Below are 16,471 nucleotides of genomic sequence, written 5' to 3'. Positions count from 1 at the left end.
CGGCTGTGCACGCGCCGGGCGTATAATTTCGCCGGGCGCGCAAGCCGCTGCTGGTCGGCTGCGGCAGCGGCGTTCCGGTGGCGCTGCGGGCCGCGCTGGATTTTCCGGAACTGGTCGGCGGCCTTCTGCTGATCGACCCGATGGCGGACGACGCGGCCAAGCCGGGCATGTTCCGCCGCATCGCCGCCCGCATCCTGCCGCCGGTCGTGCGCGACAGCGCGGCGGAGCTTCGGGCCATGGCGTCCGGCCTCGACGCGATCCGCGTGCCGGTCACGCTGGTTCAGGGGAAGGACGAGCCGGACGGCGTGCCGGGCGCCTCCTTCCTGGAGCAGCGGCTGACCGGATGCCGCACCCTGACCGTGGTCGCCGTTCCCGGCCAGCAGGTCCTGCCCGCCAAGCATGAATCGGCCATCCGCGGCGCTTTGGCCGCGCTGGCCGCCTCGGTGGAGCGGGGAGGGACGTGAGGGGAAGGGCAGGGACCTGAGGGGAAAGGGTCCGGTTACAGCCCGTTCGCGGTGATCGCCGCCTGGGTGCGGTTGCGGACGCCGAGTTGGCGGAGGATCGCGGTGACATGGACCTTCACCGTGCCTTCGGTCAGTCCCAATTCGTGCGCGATCTGCTTGTTGGACTTTCCGTCGCGCAGGCGGTTCAGCACGTCGCGCTGGCGCGGGGTCAACTGGTCGCCCGCCCCGTCGGCCAGATGGCCCAGCGGATCGCCATCCCCACCACCGGCCCCGGCGGACGGTGCGCCGTCTGCGGTGCGGTCGCCGCGGATCGCCTGCTCGGGCAGATAGACGCCCCCGGCGAGCACGAGCTGAAGGGCGCCCATCAGGACCTTCGCGCTGCTCGATTTCGGGATGAAGCCGGCGGCCCCGTTCTCCAGGGCGGCCAGCAGGTCCGAGCGCTTCTCCGACCCCGACACCACGACCAGGAGCGCCTTGGGAAGCCGCTGGTGGATTTCGCCCAGCAGCGAGAAGCCGTCCCACCCCGGCATGCCGAGATCCAGCAGGATCAGGTCGAAGGCGATGGCGCCGTCGCACAGGCGGCGGACGTCGTCGAAGGTTCCCGCCTCGTGGAACACCATGCTGCCGTCCGACTGCGCGAGCAGCCGCCGCAGCCCGTCGCGGAACAGCAGGTGATCGTCGGCAAGCAGAACGTTCAGGGTCGGCTTTTCCGCGCTGGCTTCCATGGTGCTCATCGTGTCGGGGGCTGCGATCCAACCAAATTCGGAACGTATTGCGGAAATAGCCATCATCATTTCGAGGCGGAAGAGCGCCTTTGGTCCTATGGCGCACCACCTATGGCGTGCCGCTTCCGGAGGGCGGCCCCAAAACGGCAGGACGCCGGCCGCGGGATGGCGCGGCCGGCGTCCTGGGTGCCGGGGAAGCGGAACCGTGAGGGATGCGTCAGACCATACCCTCAGACCACGTTGGCGCTGACCCCGGCGGGTTCCGCGAGCTGGTCGCCGATGCCGTTGTTCAGCGCCCAGATGGCCGCCTGGGTGCGGTTGGAGGCGTTGATCTTGCGCAGCAGGCTCTTCAGATGGACCTTCACCGTGGCCTCCGTGATGTGGAGGTGGTTGGCGATCATCTTGTTCGAATTGCCGTTCAGCAGGCAGCGCAGGATCTGGATCTCGCGCTGGGACAGGCCCTTGCGGCGGGCCGGGACCTCGGTCGCCAGCTCCTCGCTGCGCCCGTTGACCAGAAGTTCGGCCAGATGGGTGGGGAACACCTTCTCGCCCATCATCACCAGCTTCAGCGACTGCATCAGCGCCTCGCAGGCGATGTCCTTCATCAGATAGCCGTGGGCGCCGGCGCCCAGCGCGCCCGACAGGCGGCGGGTGCACAGGTCGGTGGTCAGGATGACGACGCGGATGCCCGGATGGTTGTCGCGCAGGGAGCGGAGCTGGTCCACCTCGTCCTCGCCGCCGTTGGCGAGGTCGATGAGGATCAGTTCGGGCCGGACGCCCGCCGCCTCCACAGCGGGAACGCCCTCACGCAGGCTGCCCGCCTCGCCCATCACCTTGAAGGGCGTGTTCTCGAACAGACGCTTCATGCCTTCGCGGAAGAGCTTGTTCGCGTCGATCAGGAAAACGTTCACGGGGTCCATTGTTCCTACCCGCCCTATGGTTGTTTCAATTCGGTCGTTCGTCTGGCGCCTCCGTGGACACCCGGTCCGGCGGGAGGGCCGCTGCGAGCGGCTGTCCGTTTGGTTCCGGGGTGCCACGATTTGAATGCACCTTACCCCGGATTTGCGGAACAGAAAATTTCCCCAAAGGAAAAATTATGTCTCGCAATGGGCATATGTCCTAAGCCGAAATAAGACAAACCGTTCATCGAACCGTTCACGAATGTCGCGTGGGGAATAATCAACCGGATAAGAATTCGCTTCGGCCTGTGATTTGTCTGTGATGGGAGGGGATTCGAAGAAACCTATGGCCGATGGGACTTCGGGTCATTGTGATAAGACGGGCGCCATGGGGCGGGCATAGCTCATGCCCGGCATAAGCCGGCTTATGGGCCTACCTGCACGCCCTTCGGCGGACGGCCCTGGCCGTTCCGTCAAGGGAAGGGGTTCGATGCGCCGGGGGGCGTGCTATATACGGTGTCCTCTTTCGATGAAGGGCGTCCCCCGACCGCGGGGGGCCCGCCAGGAAATCCGGTGCCGCATGTCCGATCCCTACGCCTACGACGATCCGCTGGGCCATGACCCCCTCAGCCACGCGGGCGCCCCGGCCCCTGCGCCGGCCCGGCGCTTCGCCTATCTGGACGGGCTGAACCCCGTGCAGCGCGAGGCGGTCGAGGCTCTGGACGGTCCGGTGCTGGTGCTGGCCGGGGCCGGCACGGGCAAGACGCGGGTGCTGACGACGCGGCTGGCCCATCTGTTGATGACGCGCCGCGCCGCCGCCTTCCAGATCCTGGCGGTGACCTTCACCAACAAGGCCGCCCGCGAGATGCGGGAGCGCGTCGCCCATCTGATGGGGGTCGAGCCGGAGGGCTGGTGGCTGGGCACCTTCCACGCGCTGGCCGCGCGCATCCTGCGCCGCCATGCCGAGCTGGTGGGGCTGAAGTCCAATTTCACCATTCTCGACACCGACGACCAGATCCGCCTGATCAAACAGCTTCTGGAAGCGGCGAACATCGATTCCAAGAAGTGGCCGGCGCGGCAGGTCCTGGGTGTGATCGAGCGCTGGAAGGACCGCGGCCTGACCCCGGACCGGCTGGGCGAGAGCGACGGCGGCGACGTGGCCGGGGGCCGCGTGGTGGCGCTCTACCGCCAGTACCAGGAGCGGCTGCGCACGCTGAACGCCTGCGACTTCGGCGACCTCCTGCTGCACAATCTCGCCATCTTCCAGAAGCATCCGGACGTGCTGGCGGAATATCACCGCAAGTTCAAATACATCCTGGTGGACGAATACCAGGACACCAACGTCGCCCAGTATCTTTGGCTGCGCATCCTGTCGCAGGCCCACAAGAACATCTGCTGCGTCGGCGACGAGGACCAGTGCGTAGCCGGTGGCACTTTGGTGACCATGGGCGACGGAACCCGGAGGGCAGTCGAGCAAGTCCAGGCTGGTGACTGCGTGATGTCCGCCCATGGTGCCGGCAACTTCCGCCCCGCGCGGGTCACGGAAGTTTTCGAACGTGTGTTCCAGGGCGATCTGGTGCGAATTCAAACTGAATCCGGGCATGTGCTGTTGACGACTCCGGAACACAGCCATTTCGCGGATGTCATTCACAGCGAAAGCCCGCAGAGATATTTCACCTACCTGATGCACAAGCGGGGGTATGGCTACCGCGTTGGAACGTCGCAAATCTACACGAGGGGCCAGAAGTATCCCGTCATCGGCTATCAACAGCGCTGCCTGCAGGAGCGCGCGGACGCCGTCTGGCTGGTTCGGGCCTTCGACAGCGAGAATGACGCGCGGGAGTTGGAGCACACGCTCAGCCTGCGCTACGGAATCACGACCTTTCCATTCGTTGCCCGCAAAGGCTCAAGCAAGAACGGGCTGGTTCACGACCAGGACCGCCTTGATCGGCTGCACGCCGCACTGGCGCAGACCGCGCGCGTCGTGGAGCTGATGGAGGATTTCGGCCTCGACCCTGCCCATCCTCACCACATTCCCCAGACGGCGACCGGACGGCGGCGGAATCTGATCCTGACGCTGAATGCGGAATCGCGGGGCTCCACGCCCATGCACCGCATTTCGCTGAGCGGCAACGATGCCGGCGGAGCCGCGGCGGTTGCCGAAATCGGTCTCAAGGCAAGACTCTACAAGCGCGATCCCCAAAACTGGCGCTTTGAGACGGTGTTCAAGGATTTCCGCCGTTTGGAGGAGATCAAATCCAGCTTGATGACCCGTTTCGACCTGACGGTCGTCCGCAAGGCCAATATTCTCGGCAAGGCATTGACCGTGCGGCCCGCGGCACAGGTCGTGCCGGGTATGGTCATCGCGCTGGGAGAGGGACGGCATGACGTCGTGACCTCGGTCGAGCGCGTTCCCTTCGTAGGGACGGTTCACGACCTGAACGTCGAAGGGACACACAATTTCGTCGCCAACGGCATTGTCACACACAATTCCATCTACGCCTGGCGCGGCGCGGAGATCGGCAACATCCTGCGCTTCGAGGCCGACTTCCCCGGCGCCAAGGTGGTCAAGCTGGAGCAGAACTACCGCTCCACCGGGCACATCCTGTCCGCCGCCTCCGGCCTGATCGCCAACAACAAGGGGCGGCTCGGCAAGACGCTGTGGACCCAGGCGGACGGCGGTGAGCCGGTGCGCGTGCGCGGCGTCTGGGACGGCGAGGAGGAGGCGCGATGGGTCGGCGACGAGATCGAGGCGTTGCAGCGCCAGGGGGTGTCGCTGGCCCAGATCGCCGTGCTGGTCCGCGCCGGCTTCCAGACCCGCGAGTTCGAGGAGCGCTTCATCACGCTGGGCCTGCCCTACCGGGTGATCGGCGGCCCGCGCTTCTACGAGCGGCAGGAGATCCGCGACGCGCTGGCCTATCTGCGGGTCGTGCATTCGCCCGACGACGATCTGGCCTTCGAGCGCATCGTCAACGTGCCCAAGCGCGGCGTCGGCCCGGCGGCCATGCAGTGCCTCTATCAGGCGGCGCGGGCGCGCGGGATTCCGCTGACCGAGGCCGGCTGGGCGCTGACCGAGACGGACGAGCTGAAGCCGAAGGTGCGCGGCACGGTGCGCAACCTTCTTCAGGACTTCTTCCGCTGGCGCACCCTGTCGGCGACGATGCCGCACACCGATCTGGCCCGCATGGTGCTGGACGAGTCCGGCTACACCCGCATGTGGCAGGAGGACAAGACGCCCGAGGCGCCGGGCCGGCTGGAGAACCTGAAGGAACTCGTCACCGCCATGGCGGAGTTCGAGAATCTGTCGGGCTTCCTGGAGCATGTCGCGCTGGTCATGGAGAACGCCGAGGCCGCCGGGGTCGATCAGGTCACCGTGATGACCCTGCACGGCGCCAAGGGGCTGGAGTTCGATATGGTCTTCCTGCCCGGCTGGGAGGAGGGCGTGTTCCCCAACCAGCGCGCCTTGGACGAGACCGGCATCGCCGGGCTGGAGGAGGAGCGCCGCCTCGCCTATGTCGGGCTGACCCGCGCGCGCAAGCGGGCCTACATCAGCCATGCGGCCAACCGGCGGCTCTACGGCAACTGGGTCAGCGCCATCCCCTCCCGCTTCGTGGACGAGATTCCGGGCGGCGACGTCGAGGCGGAGGCGGCCAGCGGCCTGTACGCCGGTGCTGGTGCCGGTGCCGGTGCCAGGGGGGGCGGGGGCTTCCGCGATTCGCCGAGCTTCGCCGCCTTCCGCAGCGGCCAGCAGGCGGCGGGCCGCCAGCAGCCCCCGGCGCGCACCATCACGCTGGACAGCGGCTCCTATCAGGTCGCGCCGCGCGCCCGCCCGAACGCGCCCTTCCCGAAGGGGGCGCGGGTGTTCCACCAGAAGTTCGGCTACGGCACCGTCACCGCGGTCGAGCAGGACAAGCTGGAGATCGACTTCGATCAGGCCGGCAGCAAGAAGGTGATGGACAGCTTCGTGGTCCCGGCGGACAAGGCCGGATAAGACGGCGGGCGGAAGGGACGGGCGACCGATTGCCGCAGCCTGCCGTTGCGGTGACGGTCGTCACAGTTCCTGCGGCGGCGGCAGGCTACATCTGGGGTCCGGCATCGCCCCCACAGCCACGGAACCGCCCCCGTGTTCGGCAAGAGCAGCACCGCATTCGAGGTCCAGATCCGCCGGGAAGGCCGGTGGACGATCGAAGGCACCTTCGACGATGAGCGTCGGGCCCTCTCCTCCGCCCGCAGTTGGCTGGCGGTCAGCGGCGTGGAGGAGGTGAAGGTGCTCCGGTTCCGGACGCTGGCCGGGCTGTCGCTGGAAACGGTGATTTTCCAGAAGGCCGTTCCGGTGGTGAAGGACAAGCCCATGATGCTGGGGGGAACGGCGGAGGGCGCGCCCTACTGCACGGCCCCCGGCGACCTCTACGGCTTCGAGGCGCGGGCGGTCACCGGGCGGCTGCTGCGCCCCTTCCTCGACAAGTTCCGCATCACCCCGACCGAGCTTCTCCATTCCTGGACCTATCTGCGCAAGCTGGACGAGCAGGGCCTGCTGCTGGGCGCGGCGATTCAGGCGGTGGCCCGCCACCACGCGGACCGGCACGGGGTGGCGGTGCCGGCACGGGCGCGCGAGTTGCGGGCCTTCGCCGACGTGGCTATGGCCCGCGCCCGCGACTTCCAGGCGGAGCGCAAGGGCCTGCCGCCCTTTGACCCCGCCGACCTGTCCCGCTCCAGCCGGGCCATCGCCGCCGCGGTGGGGGAGGAGGGGCATGATTTCGCCTTCCTCAGCCAACTCACCGTCCATCTCGCCGACCGCAATTCGCTGGCGGGCAAGCTGGAGATGCTCCTGGACCTGATCGGGCCGGACGTGGAACCGCGGCACCTCGGCCTCCTCGACGGGGTGATGGCCGACGCGCTGGGCTCCGCCGAGCTGGTGAAGGAGCTTCTGGGGGCGCAGCCGAACCTGGCCCTGGGGCTGTGCGCGCTGGCCGACCTGATCCTGGGCCGCGACCCGCAGCCGAAGAGCGAGCCGGTGAGCCCGTTGCTGGCCCACATCGGGGCGCTGATCGTCCAGGGCCGTGCGCCGTCCTGCCGCGCCGTTCTGCTGGACCGCATCCAGCAATCGCTGAACGGCACCCAGCCGCTCGACCGCCGCGACCCGAAGAAGGAGGCGCTGCTGGCCGACCATCTCGCCACCCACCTGCGCGACGCGCAGGGGCGCCTGTTGGGCGGTGCCGTGGTGGAAAAGGCTCTGGCCCGCCGGCTGGTCCGCCACCGTCAGGCGATCCTGCGCGAGCAGGGCATGCACGACATCGCGGACCGGCTGTCGGGGCGGTGAGGGCTGAGGCGGTAACGGGACACCACAAAGACACGAAGGCACAAAGAATTTCACGAAGGCTGTTTCCTCATGGACATGGCCGTATCCCCTGCGCTGAACACCTTGTCGCGCGAGGTGATGGATGCGGGCTACACCGTCCACAGCCGTCTCGGTCCCGGACTGCTGGAATCCGTCTGTGAGGCGTGCCTCGCCCACGAATTGTCCAAGCGTGGCATCTCAATCAAACGGCAGGTGATCGTTCCCGTTCATTATGATGATGTGAGGATCGATGAGGGGTTTCGCGTCGATATTCTGGTCGACGATTCAATCATCATCGAGATCAAGGCGGTCGAGCGCATGGTGCCGGTCCATGAAGCGCAACTCCTGACCTACCTGCGGATGACGGGGCATCGTCTTGGCTTCCTGATGAATTTCAACGTGCCGCGTTTCAAGGACGGTGTCCGGCGCAGGGTGCTCTGACGGATCCGACTGACTTTGTGAAAATCTTTGTGTCTTTGTGTCTTGGTGGTAAAACCGCCTCCGTCGCGACGATTTCCCCCGGATAGCGGATCCCCCATGTCCCCCACCAAGCTCTGGCGCATCGCGCTCGTCATCCCCGAAGCCCACGCCCCCGCGTTCGCCGAGGCGATCGGCGATCACGCCGACGCGGTGTCGACGTTCGAGCTTGAGGAGGGCGGCGACTGGCTGGTCGAGGCGACGGTCTACGGTCAGCCGGACGAGCCGCGGCTGAACGCCCGCGTCGCCATTCTGGCGGAGGCCGTGGGCATCCCCGAGCCCAAGCTGATCATCGAGGAGCTGCCGCTCATCGACTGGGTGTCGCACAGCTACCAGGGCTTCCCGCCGATCCAGGCCGGGCGCTTCTTCGTCCACGGCTCCCATCATGAGGGCATCGTCCCGGCGGGCAGCGTCCCGTTGCTGGTGGACGCCGCCACCGCCTTCGGCACGGGCGAGCACGGGTCCACCAAGGGGTGCCTGATGGCTCTGGACCGGCTGTCCCGCCGCATGGCGCTGCCGCACCGCGGGCGGGGCGGGGCGCTCGACATGGGCTGCGGCTCAGGCATCCTGGCGCTGGCGGTGACCAAGCGCTGGCGGGTTCCCGTCACCGCCGTGGACATCGACCCGGAAGCGGTGCGCGTCACCCGCGTCAACGCCGCCATCAACGGGGTGAAGGCGCGCATCCGCTCGCAGGGCGGCGACGGCTACCACACCGCCGTGGTGGGCAAGCACAAGCCCTACCGCCTGATCACCGCCAACATCCTGGCCCGCCCGCTGGCCCGCATGGCGCCGCAGCTCAAGCGCCATCTGCAGCGCGGCGGGGTCGCCGTCCTGGCCGGTCTGCTGAACCGGCAGGAGCGCCACGTCATCCAGGCGCACCGCGCCCAGGGACTGCACCTCGTCTCCCGCATTCCGGTCGGCGAATGGACCACCCTTGTGGTGAAGCGCCCGAAGCGGAAGGCCGCGAAGGGCTGAGATCCCCTGGTTTTCGGTCCTCCCGTCGCCATCTCCTGTTCCAAGGGCATGGACGACCAGAGGGGGACCGATGCTGAACCGGATCAGGGCGCTGTTCCAGGAGAACGACCCCGGCGACGACCGCCACAGGCTGGAGGCCGCCGCCGCCGCCCTGCTCGTCGAGGCCGCGCGCACCGACGACACCATCTCCGCGGCGGAGCGCGAACGCATCCTCGACGTCACCCGCCGCCACTTCCACCTGAGCGAGGAGGAGGCGCAGGACCTGCTGTCCGCCGCCGTGTTCGACACGGAGGGCGCCTCGCCCTATTACCGATACGTCACGGTCATCAACGACCATTGCCCGCCGGACAAGCGGTTGTGGATCATCGAGATGCTGTGGGAGGTCGCTTACGCCGACGGCGAACTGAACGACCTGGAGGCCAACCTGCTGCGCCGCATCGGCGGCCTGCTGCACGTTTCCGACGTGGAGCGCGGCGCTGCGCGCAAGCGCGTCCTGGCGCGGCTGGGGCTGCCCGACGACTCCGGGCTTTGAGCGTCGGGGAGCCTGAAAACCCGGACGCTCGCCCGCCCATGCCCTTTCCCGCTCTTGCGCGGTGGAGCGTCCCTGCCTAGCCTGTCGCGGTCGGCTTCACCGGATGAGGATCAGGCCCCGTGTCCAGCGCTTACCGCGGCGACGAAACCCTGGCGCAGCTTTTGGCCCAAGCGGGCGTGCCCCAAACCCCCGCGGACATCCGCAGCCTCGTCGCCGGGGTGCTGGCGGCGCCGGAGGGGATGGAACCCGACGGCTGGATGGTCCTGGTCGGGGAGCGGCTTCCGGAGGAGCTCGCCGGCCAGCTCCGCGCCCTGAAGGCCGGGCTGGCGGCCGGCCGCGTGGCCGAGGCGCCGGACCGCGCCGACGCGCTGGCCGACTTCGTGCTGGTCGCGATGATGGGGTTGTCGGCGGCGGCTCGCGACGGCGCGGACCGGGCGGCGCTGGAACGGGTGGCCGCCATGGCGGGCCGGGCCTTCCGCCGGGAGCTTTCGGGCACCTGACGGCTCCGTGCCCATCGCCTCCCTTGCGGCGTCCGGGACGGGTGGGACGAAAAAAAGGCCGGAGCATCGGCTCCGGCCTTGAGTCTAGGGAGGAAACGCCCCGAGAATGGGCAGGCGGAGAATAGGGGCAACCCTCCCCAAACTGGTAATACCAATGCAACATAGGTGCGGTGCAGCACCCGCATATGCCGAAATTTTCCTGTGCTTTTCTCAACCTTTGTGCTTTCCCCGGGGACCGGTGGCGAGGGGGGTGAACTCCCGTCGCGGCGCGGGGCGATTTGTCATCCTCGGTACAGCTTCACCACCGCGGCGCGAACGCGCATAATCCCGCGCGGAATTGGGGTGCGTCCCGCGGCGGGAATGACCGCGGCGGGCGCTGGATGGGGAATGGCGGCATGGGATTCGGTAGGGGCGGATTCGGCAAGGGCGACTGGCTGCGCCCGGTTTTCGCCCTGGCTCTCGGGATACTGGCCGCCGGGGCCGCGCGGGCGGAGCCGGTCCGCTTCACCATCCTCTACGCCCACAGCACGACGGAGCTGGAGGACGTCCAGGGACGCGGCGGCATCGCCCGGCTCGCCACGCTGGTCCGGCAGGAGCGGGCGGCGCGCGGCACCGTGCTGGTCCTGCACGGCGGGCAGTCGCTGGCCCCCTCCGTCCTGTCCTTCTACGACCAGGGGGCGCATGTCATCGACCTGCTGAACGGGGTCGGCATCGACGCCATGGCGGCGCTGAACCGGGAGTTCCACCACGGCGACGACGTGCTGATGACCCGCGCCTTCGAAGCGAACTTCCCCATCGTCACCACCAACGCGGTGGACCGCCAGACCCGCAAGCCGCTGGACGGGCTGGAGGACCGGACGATGCTGAACGCCGGCCCGCTGCGCGTCGGCGTGCTGGCCGCGGTGCCGGCGCGGACGGGAGAGATCACCCGGTCGCCGCGGACCGACTTCCTGCCGCCGGGTCCGGTCCTGGCCCAGAAGGCGAAGGAGATGCGCGCCGCGGGCGCCGATCTGGTGGTGGCGCTGACCGGCGATTCCGGCGGCACCCACCGGGACGTGATCGCCTCCGGCGCCGCCGACATCGTGCTCTACCAGGACCGCGGGCGGGTGGTCGCCGTGGATTACGACGGCAAGTCCCTGAAGGCGACGGTGGAGCCGCAGGCCGCCTGGGTCCTGGCGCTGGACATCACCGCCGAGAAGGTGACCCGGGACGGCGCCGCGCGCACCGTGTGGAGCAGCGGCGTGCGCGCCATCGACACCGCCGGCGTGCCGCCCGACGCCGCGCTGGACACGCAGGCCAAGGCGTACCGCGCGCGGCTGGACAGCATGCTGGGCATGCAGGTGGGCCGGCTCGATTCGCCCATCGACACGCGGCGCGAGGCCGTGCGCGCCGCCGAGAACGCCTTCGCCAACACCGTCGCCGATTCGCTGCGCGAGACGATGGACGCCGACGTGGCGCTGATCAACGGCGGCTCCTTCCGCGGCGACCGCGCCTATGCGGCGGGCACGGTGTGGACGCGCCGGGAGATCCAGACCGAATTTCCCTTCCACGACACCGCCGTGCTGATCGAGGTCACCGGGCAGCAATTGCGCGACGCGCTGGAGTTCGGCTTTTCCGGAATCGAGCAGTTGCAGGGCCGTTTCCCGCACCTGTCCAACGCCCGCGTCGTCGTCGATGCGGCCCGCCCGCCCGGCCAGCGGGTGATGGCGCTGACGGTGGGCGGCAAGCCGGTGGAGCCGGAGGCCCGCTTCCGGCTGGCGACCGGCAGCTATCTCGCCAACGGCGGGGACGGCTATGGGATGCTGTCCACCGCCCCGCGGCTGGTGGACGACCGGGACGCCGATTTCGTCTCGACCATCGTGGCCAGCCGGATCGCCCGCACGGGCGTCTTCGCGCCGCGGCTCGACGGCCGCCTCACGGTTCAGCGGTAACCGGACGATGGATTCCACGGTCCCGCCGCCCTCCGGCGGCCGCAACGGCGATCCCGGCGCCGCCCGGCTGCCCCGGCGGCATCGCCCGCGCGCCGGCATCGTCCTGCGCATCACCATCGGCCTGACCATCATGACGGCGCTGGTCCTGCTGATCGGCGGCGTGTCGCTGTCCTCCTTCCAGCTGTTCCGGGGGGAGGTGTCGGCCCTCTCCACCACCACCCTGCCGAAGGTCATCACCAGCGCGGAGCTGCGCGGCTCGCTCCAGAAGCTGGTCGCCCGGCTGCCCGTCCTGGCCGGGGCGGCCACCACCCCGCAGCGCCGGGCCATCTACGACGAACTCGTCAGCGAACTGGAGTTCCTGCGCAAGCTGGTGGACCGCATGCAGGACCTCCACCTGCAGGGCGAACAGCACGACGACAGCGACGGCAGGGGCGACGGCAGGGGCGATGAGGGACGGCTGCTGGAGCAGGCCCAGTCCACCCTGCTGATCCTGGCGGCGACGGTGGCCGACCTGAACGCCGAGGTCGGACGGCAGATCGAGGCCGGCGCCCGTCAGGCGGAGGCGATCCGCGCGCTGGCCCAGCTTGCCGACGCGCTGGAACGGCTGCCGGGGGCGGAGCCCGGCACCGGCCTGTCCACGGCGGCCCCCGGCGGGGCCGGAATGCTGGGCGCCTGGGCGGTGCGGGCGGGCGCGCTGATGGCGCGGGCCGCGGGCGCGATGCAGATGGACCATCTGAACCGGCTGCGGGTGGAGCGCCGCAACGCGGAGCACACGCTGGCCGAGTTGGGCCGCCTCGCCGCGGCCACGCCCGAACCGGAGGGCTCCGCCATGGAGCGCATCCGCGCCGATCTCGCCATGCTCCTGGTGGCGCCGGACGGGCTGTTCGACAGCTCCGCCGAGCGGCTGCAGGCGCGCAACCGCGCCCAGGCGCTGTCCGGCCAGTCGCGCGTCCTGGTGGAGACGGTGGACCGCTTCACCCTGGCCCTGTTCGACGCCATCCACGACCAGTCGATGGACCGCACCGGCGATCTGGCGGCGATGATCCAGGAACGCTCGCGCATGGTGATGGTGCTGGGCGCCGCGTCCATCCTGCTGGCCATCCTGGTCCATCTGTTCTTCCGCAGCTTCCTGACCTCGCGGCTGGTGGCGCTGAACGGCGCGGTGCTGGCCCGCCTGTCGGGCAGCGACGCCACCGTCCCGGTGGAGGGCAACGACGAGATCACCGACATCGCCGCCTCCATCCGCTACTTCATCGACGAGATCGACCGCCGCCAGATGGATCTGGCCGACAACGAGCGGCGCTTCCGCGACCTCGTGGAAGGGTCCATCCAGGGCATCATCATCCACCGCGACTTCCGCCCTCTCTACGCCAACGACGCCTTCCTCCAGATGCTGGGCAGCAGCCTGGACCGGACGCTGCGGGTGCGGTCGGTGCTCGATTTCATCGCGGAGGACAGCCGCCCCCTGGTCGAGGACAACTACCGCCACATCGTCGCCACCGGCCTGCCCAGCGACCGGCGGCGCCTGCGCGCCCGCCGGCTGGACGGGGCGGAGCGCTGGGTCGAGCTGACCAGCCGCCGCATCGACTGGAAGGGGGAAACCGCCGTCCAGTCCATCGTCGTGGACGTGACGCGCGAGGTCGAGGCGGAGGCGGCGCTCCGCCGGTCGCGCGATTCGGCGGAGCAGGCGCTGCGCGACCTGAAGGAGACCCAGGCCAGCCTGATCCAGGCGGAAAAGATGGCCTCGCTCGGCCAGCTCGTCGCCGGGGTCGCGCACGAGGTCAACACGCCCATCGGCATCACCATCACCGGCGCCTCGCAGCTCGCCATCCAGTTCGAGGAGCTGACCCGCCAGCTCGCCGCCGGTTCGATCAAGAAATCGGAGTTCCAGCGCTTCCTGGCCGACGGCGGGGAGATGGCGCGGCTGATCCTGTCCAACAGCACGCGCGCCGCCGATCTGGTGCAGAGCTTCAAGATGGTCGCGGTGGACCAGTCGAGCGACGAACGCCGCCGGTTCGAGCTGAAGACCTACATCGGCGAACTGCTGCGCAGCCTGCGCCCCGCCTACAAGGACGTGGCCGGGCTGGACATCGGCCTGGAAAGCCCCGAGGGTCTGGAGCTGGACGGCTATCCCGGCGCCCTGTCGCAGATCCTGACCAACCTCGTCATCAACGCGCTGACCCACGCCTTCACGCCGCATCATCCGGGCCGGCTGACCATCGCCGCCCGCCGGCTGCCGCAGGATCAGGTGGAGCTGACGGTGGCCGACGACGGGCTGGGCATCCCGTCGGACATCCTGCCGAAGATCTTCGACCCCTTCTTCACCACCCGCCGCGGCAGCGGAGGCAGCGGGCTGGGGCTGCACATCGTCTACAACCTCGTCACCGGCACGCTGCGCGGCACCATCACGGTGCACAGCATCCCCGGCGAAGGCACCCGCTTCATCCTGCGCTTCCCCCGCGTCACGCCGACGGCGGGGGCGGCCGCGGGAAAGGCGGAGCTGGTGTGATCCGGCGGCCTCCTTCCGGACCTCAGCGCACCTCGCCCTCGAACCAGTGGCGGCCCTTGCGGTCCTCGACCTCGATCACCCAGACGTCGGGATCGTAGCGGGTCTGGCGGGCGATGTAGGCGTCGGCGGTGGCCTCGTCCACCGGTTCGGCGCCGGTGCCGCGCGACCAGCGCAGCCGCTCCTCCTCGCGCACCTGGACCAGAACGCTGAAGGTCCGGTCCAGCCGGTTCAGCTTCAGGATGACGGTGCCGCGGCTGGGGTCGCCCTTGCGCAGAACCATCATCGTGACGCCCTCCGCGTCGGCGGCGCGGATGTGCGCCATCACCCAGAGATGCGTCGGCAGCCGGTCGTCCATCGAAATCCCCGCGAATATCCCCGATCCCGAACGTCTCGGGGGCTCGCCTTCCGCAAGGCCCCGGTGTAGACAACGGACATGGCGACACTCCTGGACGTTCTCGACGCCGCCGTCAACCACCACATGGCCGGGCGCCTCGCCGAGGCGGCGCAGGATTACCGCGTCGTGCTGGCGGTGGAGCCGGCGCAGCCCGACGCCCTGCACCTGCTGGGCGTGGCGGAGGCGCAGCACGGCGCCCACGCCGCGGCGGCGGCGCTGATCGCCCGGTCGCTGCGGCTCCGTCCCGACGCGGCGCAGCCCTGGGCCAACCTGGGCGGCGCCCTGCGCGCCATGGGCGGGGTGGAGCGGGCGCAGGATGCGCTGACCCGCGCCCTGGCCCTGGACCCGGCGCTGGCCGACGCCCTGACCAACCTCGGCTCGGTGCGCCACACGCTGGCCGATTATCCGTCCGCGCTGGATTGGCTGGAGCGCGCGGCGCGGTTGCGGCCCGGCCACCCGGACACGCTGCTCAACCAGGGCGTCGTGCTGCGCGACGCGCGCCGGTTCGCGGAGGCCGACGCCTGCCTGGGCGCGCTGCTCGACTCCCGCCCCAACCATGCGGAGGCGCATCTGGCCCGCGCCGTCGGACGGCTGGTGCGGGGCGACCTGCGCGCGGGCTGGCAGGAATTCGAATGGCGCCCGCGCCGCCTGCCCGCGCCGCCCTGGACCGGGGAGCCTCTGGAGGGCCGGCGCATCCTTCTGCACGCCGAGCAGGGATTCGGCGACACCATCCAGTTCGCCCGCTACGCCCCGCTGGTGGCCCGCGCCGAGGGGCGGGTGATCCTGGACGTGCATCCGCTGCAACACCGCCTGCTGCGCTCGCTGGGACCGGACATCCAGGTTCTGGTGCGCGGCCCGGCCCCGGCGCCGCACGACGTCCATTGCCCGCTGATGAGCCTGCCGCACGCCTTCGGCACCGGGCTGGAGGACATCCCCGCACCGCCCGCCTACCTCTCCGCCGATCCCGACGAGGTGGCGCGCTGGAGCGCCCGGATCGCCAAGGCCGAGGCGGGGATGGACGGCGGGCCGCGGGTGGGCCTTGTCTGGGCGGGCAACCCCAAACACCGCAACGACCGCAACCGCTCCATCCCTGCGGACCGGCTGACGCCGCTGCTGGAGACGCCCGGCCTGCGGCTGTTCAGCCTTCAGACCGGGGACGCCCAGGCGGCCCGGCCCGCCGCCCTGCCCGACCTGACCGCGGGCATCCGCGACTTCGCCGACAGCGCGGCCATCCTGGCCAATCTGGACCTCGTGATCGCGGTGGACACGGCGACGATCCATCTGGCGGGGGCGCTCGGCGTGCCGGCGTGGCTGCTGCTGCCCTACGCGCCCGACTGGCGCTGGCTGCTCGACCGCGCGGACAGCCCCTGGTACCCGTCGCTGCGCCTGTTCCGCCAGCCCCGCCCCGGCGACTGGAACAGCGTCCTGCGGTCCGTCGCCGCGGCGCTGGAGCGGTTCGCCGCCGATCGATCGGCTCAGTTGGCGCCGCAGAAACAGTCGTAGGGATCGTCCCCACCCAAGGCCGGGCGCCGGGCCGCGGATGACGGCGCAGATGACGGCGCAAACGGCGGCGCGGACAGGTCCGCCGCCACGAGGGTTGCGTTGAAGGCGGCCACGTCGAAGGGCCGCGGAGCCGGCGGGTCGAAGCGGAGCGGCAGGGTGCCGAGCGCGTGCCCCAGCAGCGCGGCTCCCAGCAACGGTATCAGAAGTTGCTCCATGCGGTCCAA

14 protein-coding genes are annotated in these 16,471 nt (G+C 69.7%); 10 read left to right on the top strand and 4 right to left on the bottom strand.

Features of this window, described 5'->3' with window-relative positions; translation table 11 throughout:
- Window positions 1-77: 77 nt before the first annotated feature.
- The gene (locus QSG27_RS13575; protein WP_306706990.1) at window positions 78-464 is read left to right on the top strand and encodes an alpha/beta fold hydrolase; all 387 of its coding nucleotides are present in this window, start codon (window positions 78-80) and stop codon (window positions 462-464) included.
- Window positions 465-499: 35 nt separating this feature from the next.
- Here QSG27_RS13575 and QSG27_RS13570 read toward each other — a convergent pair whose 3' ends face one another.
- Both QSG27_RS13570 and QSG27_RS13565 read right to left on the bottom strand, forming a co-directional pair.
- The gene (locus tag QSG27_RS13570) at window positions 500-1,162 is read right to left on the bottom strand and encodes a LuxR C-terminal-related transcriptional regulator (RefSeq protein ID WP_407653210.1); all 663 of its coding nucleotides are present in this window, start codon (window positions 1,160-1,162) and stop codon (window positions 500-502) included.
- Between the two features lie 257 nt (window positions 1,163-1,419).
- Window positions 1,420-2,109, bottom strand: a complete 690-nt coding sequence (locus QSG27_RS13565) for a LuxR C-terminal-related transcriptional regulator (RefSeq protein ID WP_306706986.1) — start codon at window positions 2,107-2,109, stop codon at window positions 1,420-1,422.
- Between the two features lie 559 nt (window positions 2,110-2,668).
- On the opposite strand from QSG27_RS13565, the gene QSG27_RS13560 reads away from it, so the two are divergent.
- From QSG27_RS13560 to QSG27_RS13525, 8 genes are all read left to right on the top strand, one after another.
- Window positions 2,669-6,079, top strand: a complete 3,411-nt coding sequence (locus tag QSG27_RS13560; RefSeq protein WP_306706984.1) for a UvrD-helicase domain-containing protein — start codon at window positions 2,669-2,671, stop codon at window positions 6,077-6,079.
- Window positions 6,080-6,211: 132 nt separating this feature from the next.
- Window positions 6,212-7,408: a hypothetical protein gene (locus QSG27_RS13555; protein WP_306706982.1), complete on the top strand. Its 1,197-nt coding sequence runs from the start codon at window positions 6,212-6,214 to the stop codon at window positions 7,406-7,408.
- 69 nt (window positions 7,409-7,477) lie between these two features.
- Window positions 7,478-7,867, top strand: a complete 390-nt coding sequence (locus QSG27_RS13550; protein ID WP_306706980.1) for a GxxExxY protein — start codon at window positions 7,478-7,480, stop codon at window positions 7,865-7,867.
- Window positions 7,868-7,963: 96 nt separating this feature from the next.
- Window positions 7,964-8,878 carry a 50S ribosomal protein L11 methyltransferase gene (locus QSG27_RS13545; RefSeq protein WP_306706976.1) on the top strand — a complete coding sequence of 305 codons (915 nt, stop codon included), beginning with the start codon at window positions 7,964-7,966 and terminating at the stop codon, window positions 8,876-8,878.
- A gap of 70 nt (window positions 8,879-8,948) precedes the next feature.
- Window positions 8,949-9,410 (top strand): tellurite resistance TerB family protein, encoded by a 462-nt coding sequence (locus QSG27_RS13540; RefSeq protein WP_306706974.1) that lies wholly within the window; start codon window positions 8,949-8,951, stop codon window positions 9,408-9,410.
- A gap of 119 nt (window positions 9,411-9,529) precedes the next feature.
- Window positions 9,530-9,910, top strand: coding sequence for a YecA/YgfB family protein (locus tag QSG27_RS13535; RefSeq protein WP_306706972.1), 381 nt, complete (start codon window positions 9,530-9,532; stop codon window positions 9,908-9,910).
- 395 nt (window positions 9,911-10,305) lie between these two features.
- Window positions 10,306-11,841, top strand: a complete 1,536-nt coding sequence (locus QSG27_RS13530) for a bifunctional metallophosphatase/5'-nucleotidase (protein ID WP_306706969.1) — start codon at window positions 10,306-10,308, stop codon at window positions 11,839-11,841.
- Between the two features lie 7 nt (window positions 11,842-11,848).
- Window positions 11,849-14,350 carry a sensor histidine kinase gene (locus tag QSG27_RS13525; RefSeq protein ID WP_306706967.1) on the top strand — a complete coding sequence of 834 codons (2,502 nt, stop codon included), beginning with the start codon at window positions 11,849-11,851 and terminating at the stop codon, window positions 14,348-14,350.
- A 22-nt stretch (window positions 14,351-14,372) separates the two neighbouring features.
- Here QSG27_RS13525 and QSG27_RS13520 read toward each other — a convergent pair whose 3' ends face one another.
- The gene (locus QSG27_RS13520; protein WP_306706965.1) at window positions 14,373-14,705 is read right to left on the bottom strand and encodes a DUF1491 family protein; all 333 of its coding nucleotides are present in this window, start codon (window positions 14,703-14,705) and stop codon (window positions 14,373-14,375) included.
- 78 nt (window positions 14,706-14,783) lie between these two features.
- Between QSG27_RS13520 and QSG27_RS13515 the strand changes: the two genes are divergently transcribed.
- Complete coding sequence (locus QSG27_RS13515; protein WP_306706963.1) at window positions 14,784-16,247, top strand: tetratricopeptide repeat protein; 1,464 nt, start codon at window positions 14,784-14,786, stop codon at window positions 16,245-16,247.
- On the opposite strand, the gene QSG27_RS13510 is transcribed toward QSG27_RS13515, so the two are convergent.
- Window positions 16,220-16,462: a hypothetical protein gene (locus tag QSG27_RS13510; RefSeq protein ID WP_306706961.1), complete on the bottom strand. Its 243-nt coding sequence runs from the start codon at window positions 16,460-16,462 to the stop codon at window positions 16,220-16,222. The two genes, QSG27_RS13515 and QSG27_RS13510, sit on opposite strands and share 28 nt — an antisense overlap.
- Window positions 16,463-16,471 lie beyond the last annotated feature (9 nt).

Origin of the sequence: Azospirillum isscasi (assembly GCF_030849505.1) — a bacterium.
Classification (GTDB): domain Bacteria; phylum Pseudomonadota; class Alphaproteobacteria; order Azospirillales; family Azospirillaceae; genus Azospirillum; species Azospirillum isscasi.
This window is presented reverse-complemented; position numbering and strand designations above follow the sequence as displayed.

Excerpts from the sequence above, each read along its gene's own strand:
- QSG27_RS13565 (WP_306706986.1), bottom strand. The coding sequence starts at position 2,109 with ATGGACCCCGTGAACGTTTTCCTGATCGACGCGAACAAGCTCTTCCGC.
- QSG27_RS13560 (WP_306706984.1), top strand. The coding sequence starts at position 2,669 with ATGTCCGATCCCTACGCCTACGACGATCCGCTGGGCCATGACCCCCTC.
- QSG27_RS13550 (WP_306706980.1), top strand. The coding sequence starts at position 7,478 with ATGGACATGGCCGTATCCCCTGCGCTGAACACCTTGTCGCGCGAGGTG.
- QSG27_RS13545 (WP_306706976.1), top strand. The coding sequence starts at position 7,964 with ATGTCCCCCACCAAGCTCTGGCGCATCGCGCTCGTCATCCCCGAAGCC.
- QSG27_RS13540 (WP_306706974.1), top strand. The coding sequence starts at position 8,949 with ATGCTGAACCGGATCAGGGCGCTGTTCCAGGAGAACGACCCCGGCGAC.
- QSG27_RS13530 (WP_306706969.1), top strand. The coding sequence starts at position 10,306 with ATGGGATTCGGTAGGGGCGGATTCGGCAAGGGCGACTGGCTGCGCCCG.
- QSG27_RS13525 (WP_306706967.1), top strand. The coding sequence starts at position 11,849 with ATGGATTCCACGGTCCCGCCGCCCTCCGGCGGCCGCAACGGCGATCCC.
- QSG27_RS13520 (WP_306706965.1), bottom strand. The coding sequence starts at position 14,705 with ATGGACGACCGGCTGCCGACGCATCTCTGGGTGATGGCGCACATCCGC.
- QSG27_RS13515 (WP_306706963.1), top strand. The coding sequence starts at position 14,784 with ATGGCGACACTCCTGGACGTTCTCGACGCCGCCGTCAACCACCACATG.
- QSG27_RS13510 (WP_306706961.1), bottom strand. The coding sequence starts at position 16,462 with ATGGAGCAACTTCTGATACCGTTGCTGGGAGCCGCGCTGCTGGGGCAC.